This window comes from Paenibacillus amylolyticus (assembly GCF_051136285.1).
Taxonomy (GTDB): domain Bacteria; phylum Bacillota; class Bacilli; order Paenibacillales; family Paenibacillaceae; genus Paenibacillus; species Paenibacillus amylolyticus_F.
In genome coordinates this window covers 5,642,588-5,660,115 of sequence record NZ_CP194938.1, presented here as the reverse complement: position 1 = coordinate 5,660,115, position 17,528 = coordinate 5,642,588, and the positions used below count along the sequence as shown (strand labels likewise).

Sequence of the window (17,528 nt, the reverse complement as noted above, 5' to 3'; positions counted from 1 at the left end):
AATTTTCACATTTTTTATTACCATCACAAAAAGGAAAGACATGACCCTGAGGCCATCCTTTCCTTGTCCATATCGCATCTTTTATTCATCTACCCGTATTCTTCATGATTGCTTGTACGGATCTTAGCTTAAATTAACTGCATTGTGGTAATACAGGTCTGATCCGTTGGGTATGTAGACAACTGTATCTCAGCTACCTTTCCACCTTGAACAATCCGGATTAGATATGTTCGGTCTCGTGGCACCCAGAAATCCATAAACCCGTTGGCACCGGACTTTAACACTTCATCCTTCATCAGAGTATTGCCTTCAGAATCATGAATCGTCACACTGAATTGTTCATTCGCCATCTCTCCTTGACAGCCCGTTAAACTGTGAATCTCACAAGGATGCGTCTGCTCTACATAAGGAGCAATAGAAAGGAAAAATTCATCTTCCGGCAAGTTGTAGGCTGTTTCCTGGTTTCTCGCATCTTTCACAGTTAACGTTGTAGCACTGATCGAAGCAGACTGCGGTTTTTCTCGGCCTGTGCTGATATCTTCAACCAGCTTTCGAATATCCGGTGCATCCGCTTGTTCGGTCTTATTTTGTCCTGACGTATTCGCAATCCAATATGTTCCAAGTACGATTACAAGTGCCACACTGCCGATCATCCATAACGATTTTTTCATCCGAAAACTCCCTTTCTAAGAAAAAGAGTTAGATCGGACGATTTCGATGGTGTATTTCACCATATATTCACATTTAATGAAATTACATATAAGTTATCATTGGAAAATAATTATACGCCTGTCTATCTGTTGGAAAGAGCTTTGTTTTTCTCAAAGAACCGGGCATTGTGAGAAGACACACCTGCCATATCGGATGCAGCAGGTTCCAGATACATCTTGGCACTGTTAACGGCAAGCACTGCATCGTTGAAGGCTCCTGCGATCAGTCGCACTTTGCTTCCATAAGTGATGAAGTCACCGGCTCCGAACACACCTGGAATGCTGGTACGCATGCGCGCATCAACGCTCACCCCATAATCTTCCCGTTCCAGTCCCCACTGTACGAGATTGCCGAAGTCACGATCATAACCATGACTCACGATTACTTCATCCATTTCGAGTTGCTTCAATTCCCCAGTCTCCATATGTTCGAGTTCAACACGGTTGATCTGGTCACCTGCACCATACAAGTGAGAGATCCTATAGGGTGTTAAAACCTGAGCCTGTGCTTTCATCTGCGCAACTGGTGTCTCATGTCCGGTGAACTCATGCCGCCGGTGTACTACGATGACTTCATTCGCAATTTTAGCTATTTCATTGGCCCAGTCGATGGCGGAATCACCACCTCCGGAGATCAAAACCCGTTTGCCATTAAAACGGGAAAGATCTGTAACCGTGTAATGCAGATTGGTCAGTTCATATCGGTTGGAACCCTCTATGTCCAGCTTTTGAACCTGTGTCATTCCCCGACCTGCACATAAAAGGATGGTTCGTGTGTAATGCTGCTCTCCCGTCTTGGTTGTCAACACAAATACACCATCTTCACGCCGATGCATCTGATCAATCTGTTGACCGAATACAATAGTAGGGTCGAATGTTCTCGCTTGTACCTCCAATGATTCAATCAGCTTCTCACAACGTACAGGCTCGATCCCCCCGACATCCCAGATCAACTTCTCCGGATAAGTACGCATAAATCCGCCCAGTTCCTGTTTGGCTTCAATGATTTTAGTACGCATGGCTCTCATTCCGCTGTAGAATGCAGAGTACATTCCCGCAGGCCCACCGCCTACGATCGTAATATCATAAATGTCCAGTTGCTTCTCTGTATTCATCAAGGCACCAACTTTCCAACAACATAGTCCATTAATTTAACCGAACCTATTGGACCCACACCGGATACAAATTCACTGGTTTTCAGCGGAAAAACACGATCATTCTTCACAGCATCCAGATTCGCCCACACCTGGCTCGCTTTCAGATCTTCCATGGATTTCTTCGTGTCATATCCAACGAGGGTTCTGTCTTCCAAGAAGATATAATCCGGATTCATCTCAGGCAGAAATTCCAGAGAGAACTGACTGAACCAATCTGTAGAATCTTTAATAGCCTTCGGACTATTCAGACCGAGGGTTTCATAGAAAAAGACACTGCTGCTTCCCCCTTTGGGACCCATGAAACGGTAACGATTGTGCTCCACACGCAGGACTATTACCGTCTTGTCTCCCAGAGCAGTTTCAATCTTATCTTTGGCCTGTGCAGCTTTCTCGTCAAATTCAGCCAGTACCTTAGCAGATTCCTCAGTCTTGTCGAAGATGGCCGCTAATTTCGGCATCGCCCGCTCCATTTCACTATTGGCATCCAGTGCCACAGTCGGAGCGATTTTGGACAATTCATCGTATACGCCCTGTTCCATCCCCTCACCGGCTGCAAGAATCATATCCGGTGATAACGCAAGCAACTGTTCATAATTGTATTGATATTGTTCTACTTCTATTGTCTGAACACCGTGTTCTTTAAAATAGGCTGGGCGATATTCCGCTTCAACTTCCGGTGTATACAATACAATCTGTGGGGTAACTCCCATCTCAATTAAATACTCGGCATAGATGGAATCAAACACAACCAGATTTTGAGGATGGGCAGGGATGGTCACCTCTCCAAATTGATCCTTTACCACTTTGGTCCCACTGGTTCTCGCTTCAGCTTTTGTTGTACTTGCTGCTTCCTCATTCTGAGTTCCTGATGCTCCCGCTGTTGCTTCTTCTTTGCTTCCGCTGGAACATGCCGCAAGCAAGATACTGATCACTACCAGCATGATTCCGAATCCTCTGAAACTTCGTAACATGATATGCTTCGCCCCTTATATGTATTGATAATGATAATTATTATCAAATAGTATCAAATAAGAAGGGTTTCATCCATAGCATATCGTGCGTATTCAGATAGATTATTGTGCTCACTCTGGAGCATCGTCTGTCAGATTGCTGATCATCTGATTCAGAATCAGATTTTGGCCCCTAATGCCATGACCATCCACCCACAGCTGAGTATCTATGTACAATACTCTATTATTTTTTACAGCTTGAAGTTCACTCCATTGCGGACTCTCCAACAATTTCCTCATATTCTCATCCGCGCTGAAATGCTGCATGATTCGTTTCTCGACAAACAGATAATCCGGATTAGCTTGTACCAGTAGTTCAAGCGAGCAAGGATTGAACCAGGATGTACCTTGATTAAGTGCTTGCGGAAGTGATAATCCAAGCTGATCATATAACAACTGTGATATCCCGTATGATTGCCCACCCAAGTAACGATAACCAAAGGCTTCTACCCTTAACAACATAACTGTTGAGGCTGCTTGAAGGATGGGTTGTAACTGTTGTTTTGCTTCGATGATCTGTTGTTTCAATTGTAACTGAAGTCCTTGAGCTTCCTCTTCCATATGAAACCAGACTGCTAATTGAAGGAGCAAAGGCTCTATGTTCTGATGAAGTCCTGTCAAAAGCGGTGCAATCGTGCGCAGTTCCCTTTTGATTTCTTCCGTCATACTGTTACCTATAATGATCTCTGGTTCGACTTGTCGAACAAGTTCCAAGTCCACATCATATTGCGTAACTTCAAGCAGCCTCACGCCATGATCTATAAATTGCTCACGTTGATGTGGAGCCAGCAGGATCGGAGTTACCACAACAGCATGTGGAATGACACCCAGATGAATCATCATCTCTGCGCAGATCGGAGAGAGTACCACCATTCTACGCTGCTTCAAGGTTTGTCTGAATTGTTTCGGTGATACCCCCGTCAGCTGTTTGAAGCGGCGGCTGAAATAATGAGCATCCTCAAACCCGGATTTTTTAGCAATATCCTGTGAAGTGGCTGAGGTTAATAACAGTTCTTCCTGAGCACGATAGATCCGATAATGAGCCAAATAATCCAGTGGCGGCTTACCATATTGTTCACTGAATTTGCGGGAATAGTGCCATGGGGTAATGCCGGCAATCTGCGCCAACTGTCCTCGTGTAATCACCTGATCATAATGCTCTCGCATATAATGGATGGAGCGAAGTATACCATTTTCCCGCCTCAGTTCGTTATCTGGCTTTTGCTGATAGAGATTATTTAACAGTTCATATAACAAATGCTGATTTCCAACCCACTCTGCACTCCGATCACCGTTGTTTTCTTTACTCATGTGCTGAATGATACTCGCCAGACTTCCTCCTCTCAGCGGCACCTTCTGATAGTTTTCTCCTGAGGGTACATGCCAACCGAACTTCTCTACTTCACTCTTATCATTCAATACAGCGTAGGTTTCGAACTGCACATGCCAACCGGCCAGATCCATATTTCCTCCGTCAATGACCTCCAGTACCGATCTCTCTTCAAGCGCAATCAGCTCTCCAAAAGAGACTTGAATGCTATGACCATTTACATTCCATATCGCTTTACCATCCATAATAAATATCAAGCTGTGACTGGCAAAGTAATGCCGCTCCCCGGCTGATACCCATGTATTGGTTAATGCCTTAGTTGACTTCCACTGAGCGATCCATTCCATGTTCTGAGGCATATCCTTATCCTTTCACGATCATACTCGCTGTTATTTGAACTCATCCTACCTGAATCATATCCTCTGTGCAATCCTGTGACGGAATTGTATCTCAACGTCAAAAAAAGCCGTGCAGGAAGCACGACTCTTTTATCCCATCTAATCATGTAGCTAGGTTTAATTAAGATAACGCCAGCATTGCGTTCATATCTTCTTCTGCTGTCGTGATCAGTTTCAAGCCAAACAGATCCACAAGTACATCCAGAACACCTTCCGAAATAAATTCAGGCGGTTTAGGTCCAATCCGGATATCCTGAATGCCGAGGCTGAACAAACCAAGTAGAATAGCTACCGCTTTTTGCTCAAACCACGACAATACGATGCTGACAGGAAGCTCATTCACCGTACAGCCAAAAGCATCGGCCAAAGCCATCGCAATTTTAACCGTTGAACCGGAATTGTTGCATTGTCCGAGGTCAATATACCGCGGAATACCTGTGTCCCCAACGGTACCGTAATCCACATCATTAAACCGGAATTTGCCGCAAGAGGTGGTGAGAATGACGGTATCATTCGGCAGGGATGTAGCAAGCTCGCGGTAGTAGTTGCCGCCTTTGCCCGGTGCATCGCAGCCTGCGATGACAAAGAAGCGGCGAATATGTCCGTCTTTGACCGCTTGGATGATCTCCGGTGCAAGTCCAATCACCGTCTCATGGTGATAACCTGTCGTTAACACTTGCTCCGATTGTACGTTCGCCGCAGGTAATGACAACGCGCGCTCAATAAGAGGGGAGAAATCCTCTCCTGTAATCTTAGCTACTCCCTCGAGACCAGCCACTTCGTAGGAGAAGAAACGATCTGCATACGTGCCTTTGATCGGCATAACGCAGTTGGTTGTTGCCAGAATGGCACCCGGGAATTCTTCGAACAGTCTACGCTGATCGTACCAGGCTTTACCGATATTTCCTTTGAGGTGAGCATACTTCTTCAATGCCGGATAACCGTGCGCTGGCAGCATTTCGGAGTGAGTGTAGATGTTGATCCCTTTACCTTCTGTCTGACGCAGCAATTCCTCCAGCGCATACAGATTGTGACCTGTTACAACGATACATTGACCTTCAATCTGGTTCTGACTCACTGTGATTGGCTGCGGGATACCAAAGCGATCCGTATGGGCACGATCCAGTACATCCATGATTCGAATCGCGGCATTTCCGACTTTCATCGCCATCTCCAGATGTTCCTGCTGATTAAAGTTCGAGTTGGTGAGCGTCATATATAAAGCTTCGTGTGTGATCCGATCCACCTCAGGATCGGTATAACCCAGCTGGCGCGCGTGTGTTGCGTAAGCTGCAATCCCTTTCAGGGCAAAGATCATCGTATCCTGCAAGCTGGCAATCGTTTCATTTTTACCACAAACCCCAATCACTTTACATCCACCGCTCGGCGTCTGTTCACATTGATAACAAAACATATAAATTCCCTCCAAACCAAATTAACTCCTTGTTATGAAATAGCCTAACAGAGCCGGAGGCACACAATTGTGATATTACACACAGTTTTGCAAACTAACACCCATATTCCCCCTTTTTGAACTTATCTAAGACTATCATCCAACCAATTACCAGCATCACGACATAACAAATGCTCCTTCTGTAAAATCAAAACTTTCATTCCAGAGATGCTACGCATAAGTATCACTGGAAATATGAATAATGACATAGACAGCTGATGTTGCCCAAGCCTATCGTCAAACTACATATAAAACGTTGAAAAACAACATCACTTGGCGATTCTAGTTTTTGTCTGTTCGGGTAATACACATATAAATCAAATGCCGAGGAGCTGGTCAATTGCAACATTACAGGCACAGTGTAGAGGAAGTATTGCAGGAGGTACAGAGTTCCGAAAATGGACTGTCCACATCCGAAGCAGCGAAGAGATTAGAATCTGTAGGATATAACGAGTTAAAAGGAAAAGACGCTACACCGATCTGGAAACTGTTCTTGGAAAATTTTAAAGACCCGATGGTCATCGTGCTGCTGATCGCAGCCGCTGTACAGGTTGTGCTTGGGCATCTGATCGAATCCCTGATCATCTTTCTCGTCATTCTGCTTAACGCAATCATTAGCGTTGTACAGACCAAAAAAGCGGAAAGCTCACTTGATGCTCTCAGGCAAATGTCTGCCCCAGAGGCCAAAGTCATTCGAGATGGACAAAAGCAGACACTCCCCGCACGGGAACTCGTTCCCGGAGATATCGTTCTGTTAGATGCTGGAGATTATGTACCGGCGGACGGGCGTATTCTAGAATCAGGCAGTCTGAAAATGAATGAAGGCATGCTGACCGGGGAATCCGAGGCAGCGGAGAAACATACCGATATCATTCATGAAGAAGCCGGGATTGGGGATCGGCGCAACATGGCGTTCAGCGGCTCTCTGGTTGTGTACGGTCGCGGCACAATCGTTATTACCGGTACGGCACTGAAAACCGAAATCGGTAAAATTGCGGAGTTGATTGAAAATGCGGAAGCCAAGGAAACACCACTGCAGCGCAAGCTGGAATCATTCAGCAAAAAACTGGGCTTTTTCATCCTTGGCCTGTCCATTCTTATTTTTGCCATTGAAGCTGGACGGGTGTGGCTGACGGAAGGCACCGAAAATATCGGCCCATCGCTTATCAACGCATTGATGTTTGCGGTAGCCGTTGCGGTAGCCGCTATCCCTGAAGCGCTCTCCTCCATCGTTACCATCGTACTGTCTCTTGGTACCAGCAAGATGGCCAAGCAACATGCGATTATCCGCAGATTACCCGCGGTGGAAGCTTTGGGGTCGGCAAGCATTATCTGTACGGATAAAACAGGAACACTTACTCAAAACAAAATGACCGTTGTTGATTATTACATCCCTCACGGCACCAAAGACGAATTTCCTGATGACCCTGCCGAATGGTCAGAAGAGGAACGGCGGTTGTTACACATTGCCGTACTCTGTAATGATTCGAATATTAACCAGGAGGGCAAGGAACTTGGTGATCCCACTGAGGTCGCTCTCATTGCCTTCAGCAACAGTGTGAACAAAGATTATAATGAAATTCGTGATCAGTTTCCGCGTGAAGCCGAACTCCCTTTTGACTCGGATCGCAAACTGATGAGCACGGTGCATACGTTCGAGGGGCAGACTGCTTTGCTGACCAAAGGCGGCCCGGATGTGTTGTTCAGCCGCTGTAGCCATGTATTTATCCACGGTGAAGTGCAGCCTATGACTCCTGAGATTCGCACCCGGTTTGAAGAGAAGAATGAAGCGTTCTCCAAACGTGCCTTCCGGGTTCTCGCTTATGCATACAAACGATTTGATGACAGAAAAGAGGTCACTCCCGAAGACGAATCCGATCTTATATTAGTCGGCCTGACCGCCATGATTGATCCGCCGCGTGAGGCGGTCTACGGCTCCATTGAAGAGTCGAAAAAAGCAGGCATTCGTACCATCATGATTACGGGTGACCACAAAACAACAGCTCAGGCCATCGGCATCGACATTGGGCTGGCTGACAAAGATGATCTTGCCATCACCGGTGCTGAGCTGGACAAAATGTCGGATGAAGAGCTGGATCAACAGCTTGAACATATCTCAGTCTACGCCAGGGTATCCCCTGAAAATAAAATCCGCATCGTGCGTGCGTGGCAGCGCAAAGGTAAAGTTGCAGCCATGACTGGAGACGGCGTCAACGACGCACCTGCACTGAAACAGGCCGACATCGGCGTAGCCATGGGAAGTGGAACCGATGTCGCCAAAGATGCGGCAGCCATGATTTTGACGGATGATAACTTTGTATCTATCGTAAATGCGGTCAGCGTTGGACGGATGGTGTTTGATAATATTAAAAAGGCCATCGCCTACCTGTTCGCCGGGAACCTCGGCGCCATTATCGCCATCCTCTTCGCACTGGTTGTCGGCTGGGTGAATCCGTTCACAGCACTGCAACTGCTGTTTATCAATCTGGTGAACGACTCGCTGCCGGCTATTGCGCTCGGCACGGAGAAGGCTGAACCGGATGTGATGCGGCGCAAGCCACGAGACATCAACGAGGGTATTTTTGCAGGTGGGACGCTACAGGCTGTTATTACACGCGGGGTGCTGATCGGCATTGCCGTGATTGTATCACAGTATATCGGACTTGGTATCTCCGAAGAGATTAGTGTCGCGATGGCGTTTACGACACTCATTCTGGCCCGTAGTCTACAAACCTTTGCGGCACGCTCCAATACCCAGACGATTTTTCAGGTCGGTTTCCTGACCAACAAGCTGGTGCTTGGTTCGATTGTGGTCTGTCTCTGCCTTTACGGCATTACACTGATTCCGGGTGTTCGCAGCATCTTTGCCATTCCTGACACCTTCGGCTGGGATGAATTCCTGATCGCAGGTGGGCTTGCGCTAGGTGCCGTCATCCTGATGGATGTCATCAAGTGGATTCGCAATCGCGGCAAGCTAACCACGGCGGCTTAATTGTTACAGGCTGTGATGATGCGCATCGTTATGTGTACTGTTGTGTGCAATATGGAATAGATAAACAACCAGCGCCCCTTATAGAGGGCGCTGGTTGTTTATCAGGGCTATTTTTAGATAGAGTAGATCATACCGTACGTGCTTCCTGCTCCTAATTCTTCTGCTTGATTCCAAAGGCAATCCATCGTCCATCAATATCCTCAATCACAAATTCTTTGTTATTATAATCGGAATGATGGAAGGAACGTACAATCGTTACACCTGCGTCGATAAATTCCTGCTCAAGCTCTTCCTGCTGTTTGGTAATAAAATAGGCATCATATCCGTAGCCGTATAACTCTCTGTTGGGGATAACCTTCTGTCCATTGCTTTGGGTTAAAATAATCTCGGTAGAATCGCGGTACAGGCAGACATGAGGCTCTAAGGCATCCAAATATTCAACCACTCGAAACTTTAATTTTTCTTCATAGAAAGCGGCAGTTCTCCTCATATCAAAGGTTGGGAACACACTGTGGGACTGCAATAAAACTGGATTCATGGAATGACGCTCCTTCATGTACAATTTTGCTGTATTTCTTATATCTTGGGCATTGCGCTGTGCTGCTGTTTGCTTCTGATCAGGTCTGCGTTGCTTGTTATGTAGTGGCTTTAAAAGAAATATGACACTATTGCCATATTAATATATGAGGAGTAAAATTAAATATTGTTTTGTCCTCAACATATATAATGCCAAGGCTTATTCATATCATACGATAATCTATACAAGACAGGAATGGTTACGTGAAAGAAAAAATTGTGATGCCACTCTGGACATGCTGCCTCTTCATCGTGGTAATGAATACGACCATGTTTAACGTTTCGCTGCCGGTCATTATCCGTGATCTTCAGATCACTTCTGATCTCGGCTCCTGGGTCATCTCCAGCTACTCCATCGGATATGCCCTGTCTACCGTGATCTACAGCCGCTTATCCGACCGAATTCCAGTGCGTAAGCTGGTCACGGTTGGGCTACTGATTCTCGGCTGCTCGTCCTTACTCGGTTTGTTCGCACATAATTTTGCCTTGTTGCTGACGACACGTATTCTGCAATCGGCAGGAGCAGGGGTTATGGCTGGCCTCGGTCTGGTCATTGCGAGTCGTTATATTCCGGTGGAACGACGCGGTGCAGCCCTGGCGCTCATCTCGTCAGGTAGCGCGATGGCCTTTGGTCTTGGCCCCATTGTCGGCGGACTGATCAGTGAGTACATGGGCTGGAACGGGTTGTTTGCAATTACGGTGCTGGTGCTGCTGGCCCTGCCGGTATTACTCTATTTTTTACCACGGGAAACCGTGAACAAAGAGCAGCCGTTTGACCTTACTGGTGCACTGCTCACCATCATTAATGCAACCACCCTGCTGGTAGCCATTACACAGCGGTCATGGATATGGCTTGTCATCGGCATCGCCTCTCTGGTTGCACATATTCTGTATATTCGCAGAGCAAGGTTGCCATTTGTTAACCCACAAGTGTTTCGAACACTGGGATTCACCCGTCTCATTATCATTGGCTTCTGCGTGTTGGTGGTTAATCTCGGGAACCTGTTCCTCATGCCGTTAGTGCTTGCGGATCTGTATCATCGTTCTCCCCTTGCCATTGGCTTGTTAATCGCTCCCGGAGCGATCATCTCGGCCTTCTGTACCCGCTATGTCGGACGATGGATTGATCAGTATGGCAATATGCGATTTATGCTGATTGGACAGTGTATGCTTGCAGCCGTTCTTGTGCTGTTCATGTTTGGACTCGACCAGTCGGCTCTGATTATCACAGGCGGTTATGTGTTCTTCTCGCCAGCATTGTCTGCATCCATGGCCTCCTTGAACAACGAAGCTTCGCGGGTGCTGCCTAGAAACCAGATCGGTTCAGGTATGGGGTTGTTACAGCTGATTCAATTCTTCGGTGGTTCGGTATCTGTAGCCGTCTGCGGTTTGCTTCTCCACGCCATACCTGGTGTATCGGTAAAAGAAGCCTATCATGTGGTATACGGCTGCCTGCTATTGGTATGTTTAGTCTCTCTCGGACTGACCTTATGGCACAGCAGAGCCGCTTCAATTGCTAATCGTGATCTAACCTCTGATAGCTAATGAATTGAAAGGGAAAGACCATAGTGAAATGGACACAACTCCATGAGAACTTTTTTTTGATATGCCTCAATCAGAGCAAAAGGGTTGGAAACATTCGATGAAGTTCGATTTAGTAACGGATCGGCATGTATTTACTGTAGAGTCTCAGTATTTACTTTCCCACTAATACAAACACATTTCCATCAGGGGCTTCCATTACAGCAATATGTCCAGACTCAGTGGCAAAAGGAGTTCTAATCCATTGGATTTCTTCGTTTTTGCTTAGTTCGTCATATGCTTGTCTCACATCATCAACAAGAATTTCAACTTCTGTAAAATTGATATCAGGGTGATTACTTAGCACAAGTTCAGAACTATCTTTTTGGGGAAATTTTAAACCTATCACTGTCCAGGTAGAACCGCTCTCCAAGATACGTTTTATTTTCCAATTTTCTGTTAAGCCCATAGAAATGTAAAACAAAAGTGATTTCTCAATATTTTTTGTATGAATACAAACGCATTCTAACTTTTTAAACACTTGATCCATCTCCTTCTACCATCCTATAAGAACAAACATTCCCAAAAAATATACTATTTTCCATGTTCAAAAGCAAGAATATATTAGGTGTGTCTTGAAACCTACTGAAGTGCATCGTTTACCGCCTTTTCGCCCCCTGCTGCGTCACTTTCCCTTGACGTCTCCCGGCATGCCTGCGGAAAACTTACTGGCTTGGAACGGAAATTCAGCAAATTCTGCTTCCTTCAGCGTTTTCAGACACACCCTAGAAAAGAGCAATCGAAAAAAGCTCACACCCGTTGCGAGCCTTTTTACTACCCATATTGCGTTAAATATGCGATGGCCGCATCTGGAGAAGCGAAGCAAATGAACGGAAATTGGCAGCGAGCTGCTTCACATTTTCCTCCATTAACTGCTGTGCTTCTTCATCCGTTTCTGCTTCGCTCTCGGCATCCTCTCGCACCATCGCCAGTTCATGCTCCATGACGAGCACGGAGGGCGTCTCTTCGTTCTCACGATAATCGAGTAAATAGTTGTTACCACTGCTTACACTCCACGCAATAGGAATAACTCGCCGCGGATCAGGGTTAACTTCGTCGACCAGCGCAGCATTATTCGCGATAAACTGGTCATCCAATACATGAAAGCGAATCTCCCAATCCTCAACCTCTGTACCTTGCATCAGTTCAAAAGAAGCATCGCCATGCAGCTGTATAAAGTCCAGGTATTCCTGTGGAAAAACAATACCATAATGAGCCTGAATATGATCTATGTTTCCATTCACCTTCATTGACTCCTCTTTATCCTGCACCCCTATTCCTCCTGACCAATTCCGTATACTTCTGCCCTCTTCTATCCAACATCAGCGATCACCCTGCACTTGATATCATTTCGCTTCCAGCGCCGTCTTCCAAGCTTCAGTGATGTGAACTGGCGTTTTACTGCTGCTCTTTCCGCCGCCTTCTTTCGTCCATAGTGGAGGATAATAAGCAAACACATGACCTGTTTCCAACTGTGCCATATCCTCCTGCCAGCCTTTCCAGCGAAACGTTTCGTAAAATAACTGCAGATCTCCCTCAGCCACCCAAGTCATGAACTCGGAATATGAAAGCTCTGTTGATTCCCACTCGAGCGCATCCGGTGCAAAATAATGAATCTGCCCTGTACCACCGAACTTGCCGGTATCCAGTGCAAAAAAACCTCCGGCCACATCGTACGCAACGACCATCATGCCCGGCAATGCTTGTACCGCGGGTTGAGCACTCAAGCCATTCCAGCTGGTCAAACTACCATGTACACTCTCCCCACCTGCACCTAACAGGGTGATCCATCCATGATCCACTACAATGCCCTGTGTCTCATATGCGACAGCCCCCAGATAGGAACGTGTACTCACTTGGATCTGGTAAAGTGTATCCTCGCCCATCTCGGGCTTCGCCGGAACATAGGTATATGTATTATCACCCTTATCCAGAAGCTCTTTAAGTTCTTTCCAGGCATGATTTTCCCGGTCCACTGATTCATTCGCAGACAGTTTGTTCATCTTTCAACGACCCTCCTCTCCAATTCAATGACTTTTCACAGCATACCATGGCTTATACTGCCATTCAAATCTGGTATAATCATATTTTACATTTGATACCCAGCTAACATAAGAATGACTCCGTAACAAAGAAACGGATCAAGCAAGGCGGATAATCCTCTGCCTGCTGATCCGTTTTTGTGCTCAGTAATTCGGAGTCTTCTGCCGTTATACGAGTCGCTCGAACGGCTGAACATATCTACAATTCATGCCAAACGGCTTCACCAGCGCTAGTGCTCGATCAAATGGGCGGCATGCGTCACCCGATTTCGTCCGGCTGTCTTAGACGCATAGAGTGAATCATCCGCCTTTTGAAATAAGGATAGATCCGCATCTACTGTCGAGATCGTTGCCGCGCCAATACTCACCGTAATTTGATATTCCCCCCAATCCGCCGAAGCTACTTGTGCACGATAACGTTCAGCAATGCTGATGGCTTGCTTCTCTCCGCAATTCGCCAAAATGATGACAAACTCCTCACCACCGTAACGTGCCACCACATCGATGTCCCGTGATATAGATTGCAGCAAGCCGGCCAGATTACCAAGTACCAGATCACCAATAGGATGTCCATAGGTGTCATTAATCCTTTTAAAGTGATCAATATCCATCACAAGCAGAGAGAATTCCCGTTTTTCCTTATGGTAGAGGGACAGATGGTCAGCCATTTTCTCCTGAAAAAATCGGCGGTTCTTCACGTCCGATCATGTCCAGAAATGTTTGATTTATCGACAGGATCACGCCCGAATCCGATATCGAGAAGTATCCACAGGGCGCCGTGTCTAATTGCTTGTCCATGAAAATAACAGCCTTTCTTCTGCATGTTATGCACTAGTCAGATATTCTTTGATCAATCGAATCGTCTCGTCCGGCTCACTGAAATGAGGGTAATGCCCTTTGGCATTCATCTGCTGTAACCTGCTATTCTTCAGGTGGGAGTGCAGGTAATCTCCTACTTCCAAAGGAGCGATGCTGTCATCCGAGCATTGCAGAATCAAGGTAGGCACAGACACCATATCCAGTTCGACTCGGCAATCGGATAGAAACGTCACTTCGGCAAATTGCCGGGCAATATGCGGATCACGGGAACAGAAGCTCTTCTCCAACTCCTCCGTCAGATCCTTTCGCTCCGTTCTGCATCACAATAGGGGACAAATAACTTACCCGACCGATAAAGTTCAATTGCATCATCTCTAACAGCTCATCAATATCCCGCCGTTCCAATACCTCGATAATCTCAAGCACATCCTGGGCATATCCATGGAGATTATTATATTTAAGAGCATCATAATAGTTAATTTTGGATTGTCCTGACCCTACATAATCAAAAAGAATAATACGATATTGTTCAAAAAAAAGCAGGCACGATATGTCGCCACATATCCTGATCACACCCAAAGCCATGTGCAAACCTGATCGTCTGGCTGCCCGTTCCCAAAACATTTACATTGTTGCGTACAAGGACGTCAACGGTCATCTGACTCACCTCTCAAAGAGATCATAATTATATTTTTCAGAATATTATATCGGAAAATGTTGGGATTAGGGTTAAAAATATTTATATTACCGTTTTTGCACATGGCAAATCAACTTTTTAATACTGATATTTTGGCACATTCCAAGAGGATGTAACCTTCTGCATCTTGATATAAAATAGGGATTATAACTAATCAGGAGGAAAGCAATATGATGCCATTACTGGGCGCAGCCTTAACTCGTTTTGTTGAACAGCAAGACTTATATAATGAAACCTACGGACTTTTTCAAAATCACGATCTCCGGCCTCGGGCATTTCCGGTTCAGCCTGAAGTGGATAAGCGTATTTCTCTTTCGCCAGAGCTTGAGTACCTCTACAGCCATTACGAGATGGTAGATGCTCAAGCCGAAGGCACTCTGAAAATGAAGAGTGCTGCTGTGGAAATTGGCGATGCCGCTCTGCTCTTTTTTGTTGCCCCCGAGCATCTGCATCGTCAGCAATTAGGCTTTCGCTGGGTTGGTTTGCAGGAACCTTACGAGGAATCTGCTTCGTGGTCACCCAATCATATGGTCATCGCCAATGTGAATGATGATCCCATTATTGTTGACACAGAAGCTCCAGATTCTCCTGTCTATGTAGCATTTGAGGGTGGAGAACCGAAACGTATTGCAGCTTCTCTCGCCAATTTTTTTAATGCTCTTTCCATCCTGATTGAAGCTGCGCGTTCGTTGGCAGGGGAAGTAAAGGACGAAGAGACCTATGAAACGAAACCGGAATACCTTTCGGAGGTGGAACCAAAATTAGAGAAATTGCTTGGACAGGAACATACGAAACACCTTTTCGAATATCTATCTTTATGACTAGTATGAGGTAATCGGGGAAGTTTGAATAAACAACAGGGGACTAAAAAGCTCCCCTCACAGTAACAGCATTTACATTCCAGCTGTGTACTACTTGGGGAGCATATCAGGCTTTACTGTGAAGAGTAATAAAATAACCATCTGGGTCAGCAAATGTGAAGGTGCGCCCGAAGGGGCCATCGATTGGCACGGATGTAATCTTTACACCTGCTGCGAGAAGCTTGTCGTGGATTTCTTGCGCATCAGGAGCATGCAACCACACAGCCACACCAAGTCCCGGCTGATTACCTGAACCAAGTTCTACCCCTGGCATAAGATCACGAAGAGCAAACGCGATGGGCTTTGTCTCAAAGACCACTGCATGAGGCGGTCCAGCTTGTGAGCGTACCAATCCGAGATTGTTCTGGTAAAATTCTGCCGAGCTTTCAAGATTGCTCACCTGAAGAGAAATGAAATCGGGTCCAATGACTGACATACGGATAAAGTCCTCCTTTATATTGGTTAATCCAAGATGACTAAAATCTTATAAATAACCTCGCTTTCTTAATGTGTATCTCGATTATAGAACCTCTCTCTTGCCAACAGTATGTCAGTAGCGTTTTTCATTTTTTTAGATTTTCTAGGGTGTGTCTGAAAACGCTGAAGGAAGCAGATTTTGCCGAATTTTCGTTCCAAGCCAGGAAGTTTACTGCAGGCGTGCCGGGGCACGTCAAGGGAAAGTGACGCAGCAGGGGGCGAAAAGGTGGTAAAAGATGCACTTCAGTCAGTTTCAAGACACGCCCTAGTCTTAGGAGGATGTATTGATGATCTATGTAGCTTTACTTCGGGGAATTAATGTAGGCGGCAATAACAAAATCGGCATGAAACAGCTCAGACAAACGTTTGAACAGGCGGGTATGCAAAAGGTAGTCACTTACATCAACTCCGGTAACATCATCTTCACCGATGATCAGGAACGAACCGATGCCCATGCCGAATTATCCAAAATTCTTGAACAGGCAATTTCCGCGGAATTCGGCTTGCAAATTAAAGTGCTGGTGCGGGATATGAAGGAGATAACCGCTGTCATGCAGGCTCTGCCTTCCGATTGGACGAATGATGATCAGGCTAAAAGTGATGTTCTCTTTTTGTGGGAAGAGATTAACGATGTCGATGTGCTGGAGAAGCTACCCCTCAAGCCAGGGATTGGAACACTCATCTATATGCCTGGAGCGCTCTTATATTCGGTAAGCAGAGAAGATGCATCCCGAAGTGGGATGAACAAGCTGGTTGGCTCCAAGGTCTATTCTTACATGACCGTTAGAAATGTGAATACAACACGTAAAATTTATGCTCTTATGCAAGCTGCTGCAGAGGAATAAAATCTATACAAAATAAACGAAGGACTTAACATCCGTTAAAGAATGTTAGGTCCTTTTCTTACGACCTCTATTATACTTTTCACCCGATAACTTTGATCACCATCAGTCAATCTGAATGCGTCTGTGTGTTTGCTCATCGCCTGGGCGTTTGGGAATGTCCAGCTTCAACAACCCATTTTCCAGCCGTGCCTTGATATTTTCCTCATCAATACGATCCACGTAGAAACGACGAACAAAATCCCCGGCACGACGTTCCTGCCGAATCATTCGGCCCTCGTCATCCTTCTGTTCGATCAGTTCATTACGTTTGGCGCGAATGACGAGTTCATTGCCTTGCACCTGAATATCAATATCTTCTTTGGCGATGCCCGGAAGCTCGGCCTCAACCAGATACTTGCCCTCTTCCTCCCGAATGTCGGTGCGAAATGGCTGCATACCGTTTCCAAACGAAGAGAAGAATGAGGTGTCAACCATGTCATGGAAGGATTTCAGCATCTGTCCGAACGGGTCTTCATTTCTTCTGCGAAATGGAATCAGATCAAACATGAACATCATCTCCTTAAATGTGGTTGGGTTTAGTT

At 46.0% G+C, this 17,528-nt stretch carries 16 protein-coding genes and 1 pseudogene; 4 read left to right on the top strand and 13 right to left on the bottom strand.

Annotation, left to right across the window (positions count from 1 at the left end; genetic code table 11):
• Positions 1–128: 128 nt before the first annotated feature.
• From ACR8BL_RS24605 to hcp, 5 genes are all read right to left on the bottom strand, one after another.
• Positions 129–671, bottom strand: coding sequence for a CueP family metal-binding protein (locus ACR8BL_RS24605; RefSeq protein WP_434749973.1), 543 nt, complete (start codon positions 669–671; stop codon positions 129–131).
• Between the two features lie 122 nt (positions 672–793).
• Positions 794–1,825, bottom strand: a complete 1,032-nt coding sequence (locus ACR8BL_RS24600) for an NAD(P)/FAD-dependent oxidoreductase (protein ID WP_434749972.1) — start codon at positions 1,823–1,825, stop codon at positions 794–796.
• The gene (locus ACR8BL_RS24595) at positions 1,825–2,838 is read right to left on the bottom strand and encodes an ABC transporter substrate-binding protein (protein ID WP_434749971.1); all 1,014 of its coding nucleotides are present in this window, start codon (positions 2,836–2,838) and stop codon (positions 1,825–1,827) included. Before ACR8BL_RS24595 ends, ACR8BL_RS24600 begins: the two co-directional genes overlap by 1 nt.
• Positions 2,839–2,949: 111 nt before the next feature.
• On the bottom strand, positions 2,950–4,566 hold the full coding sequence (locus ACR8BL_RS24590) for a helix-turn-helix domain-containing protein (RefSeq protein WP_434756464.1): 1,617 nt from the start codon (positions 4,564–4,566) through the stop codon (positions 2,950–2,952).
• A 160-nt stretch (positions 4,567–4,726) separates the two neighbouring features.
• Entirely contained in the window at positions 4,727–6,019 is a 1,293-nt protein-coding gene (gene hcp / locus ACR8BL_RS24585; RefSeq protein WP_434749969.1) for a hydroxylamine reductase, read from the bottom strand.
• Between the two features lie 379 nt (positions 6,020–6,398).
• Here hcp and ACR8BL_RS24580 point away from each other — a divergent pair, with 379 nt between their 5' ends.
• Positions 6,399–9,050, top strand: coding sequence for a cation-translocating P-type ATPase (locus tag ACR8BL_RS24580; protein WP_434749968.1), 2,652 nt, complete (start codon positions 6,399–6,401; stop codon positions 9,048–9,050).
• Between the two features lie 151 nt (positions 9,051–9,201).
• Here ACR8BL_RS24580 and ACR8BL_RS24575 read toward each other — a convergent pair whose 3' ends face one another.
• On the bottom strand, positions 9,202–9,588 hold the full coding sequence (locus tag ACR8BL_RS24575) for a VOC family protein (protein WP_434749967.1): 387 nt from the start codon (positions 9,586–9,588) through the stop codon (positions 9,202–9,204).
• 242 nt (positions 9,589–9,830) lie between these two features.
• Between ACR8BL_RS24575 and ACR8BL_RS24570 the strand changes: the two genes are divergently transcribed.
• Positions 9,831–11,171, top strand: a complete 1,341-nt coding sequence (locus tag ACR8BL_RS24570) for an MFS transporter (protein ID WP_434749966.1) — start codon at positions 9,831–9,833, stop codon at positions 11,169–11,171.
• Positions 11,172–11,322: 151 nt separating this feature from the next.
• Here the strand turns inward: ACR8BL_RS24570 and ACR8BL_RS24565 are convergent, their stop codons facing one another.
• The 5 genes and pseudogenes from ACR8BL_RS24565 to ACR8BL_RS24545 form a co-directional block, all read right to left on the bottom strand.
• The gene (locus tag ACR8BL_RS24565) at positions 11,323–11,688 is read right to left on the bottom strand and encodes a VOC family protein (protein WP_434753236.1); all 366 of its coding nucleotides are present in this window, start codon (positions 11,686–11,688) and stop codon (positions 11,323–11,325) included.
• 307 nt (positions 11,689–11,995) lie between these two features.
• A complete protein-coding gene (locus tag ACR8BL_RS24560; protein ID WP_434749965.1) occupies positions 11,996–12,478 on the bottom strand; it encodes an SMI1/KNR4 family protein in 483 nt (160 codons plus the stop codon).
• A gap of 75 nt (positions 12,479–12,553) precedes the next feature.
• Positions 12,554–13,210, bottom strand: a complete 657-nt coding sequence (locus ACR8BL_RS24555) for a DUF2625 family protein (RefSeq protein ID WP_434749964.1) — start codon at positions 13,208–13,210, stop codon at positions 12,554–12,556.
• A gap of 269 nt (positions 13,211–13,479) precedes the next feature.
• Entirely contained in the window at positions 13,480–13,947 is a 468-nt protein-coding gene (locus tag ACR8BL_RS24550) for a GGDEF domain-containing protein (protein ID WP_434749963.1), read from the bottom strand.
• 126 nt (positions 13,948–14,073) lie between these two features.
• Positions 14,074–14,726, bottom strand: a pseudogene (locus tag ACR8BL_RS24545) (alpha/beta fold hydrolase).
• 209 nt (positions 14,727–14,935) lie between these two features.
• On the opposite strand from ACR8BL_RS24545, the gene ACR8BL_RS24540 reads away from it, so the two are divergent.
• Positions 14,936–15,586: a hypothetical protein gene (locus tag ACR8BL_RS24540; protein ID WP_434749962.1), complete on the top strand. Its 651-nt coding sequence runs from the start codon at positions 14,936–14,938 to the stop codon at positions 15,584–15,586.
• Between the two features lie 106 nt (positions 15,587–15,692).
• Here the strand turns inward: ACR8BL_RS24540 and ACR8BL_RS24535 are convergent, their stop codons facing one another.
• Positions 15,693–16,061: a VOC family protein gene (locus ACR8BL_RS24535; protein WP_434749961.1), complete on the bottom strand. Its 369-nt coding sequence runs from the start codon at positions 16,059–16,061 to the stop codon at positions 15,693–15,695.
• Between the two features lie 328 nt (positions 16,062–16,389).
• On the opposite strand from ACR8BL_RS24535, the gene ACR8BL_RS24530 reads away from it, so the two are divergent.
• Positions 16,390–16,947 carry a DUF1697 domain-containing protein gene (locus ACR8BL_RS24530; protein ID WP_434749960.1) on the top strand — a complete coding sequence of 186 codons (558 nt, stop codon included), beginning with the start codon at positions 16,390–16,392 and terminating at the stop codon, positions 16,945–16,947.
• 102 nt (positions 16,948–17,049) lie between these two features.
• On the opposite strand, the gene ACR8BL_RS24525 is transcribed toward ACR8BL_RS24530, so the two are convergent.
• A complete protein-coding gene (locus ACR8BL_RS24525) occupies positions 17,050–17,493 on the bottom strand; it encodes an Hsp20/alpha crystallin family protein (RefSeq protein ID WP_434749959.1) in 444 nt (147 codons plus the stop codon).
• Between the last annotated feature and the right edge of the window lie 35 nt (positions 17,494–17,528).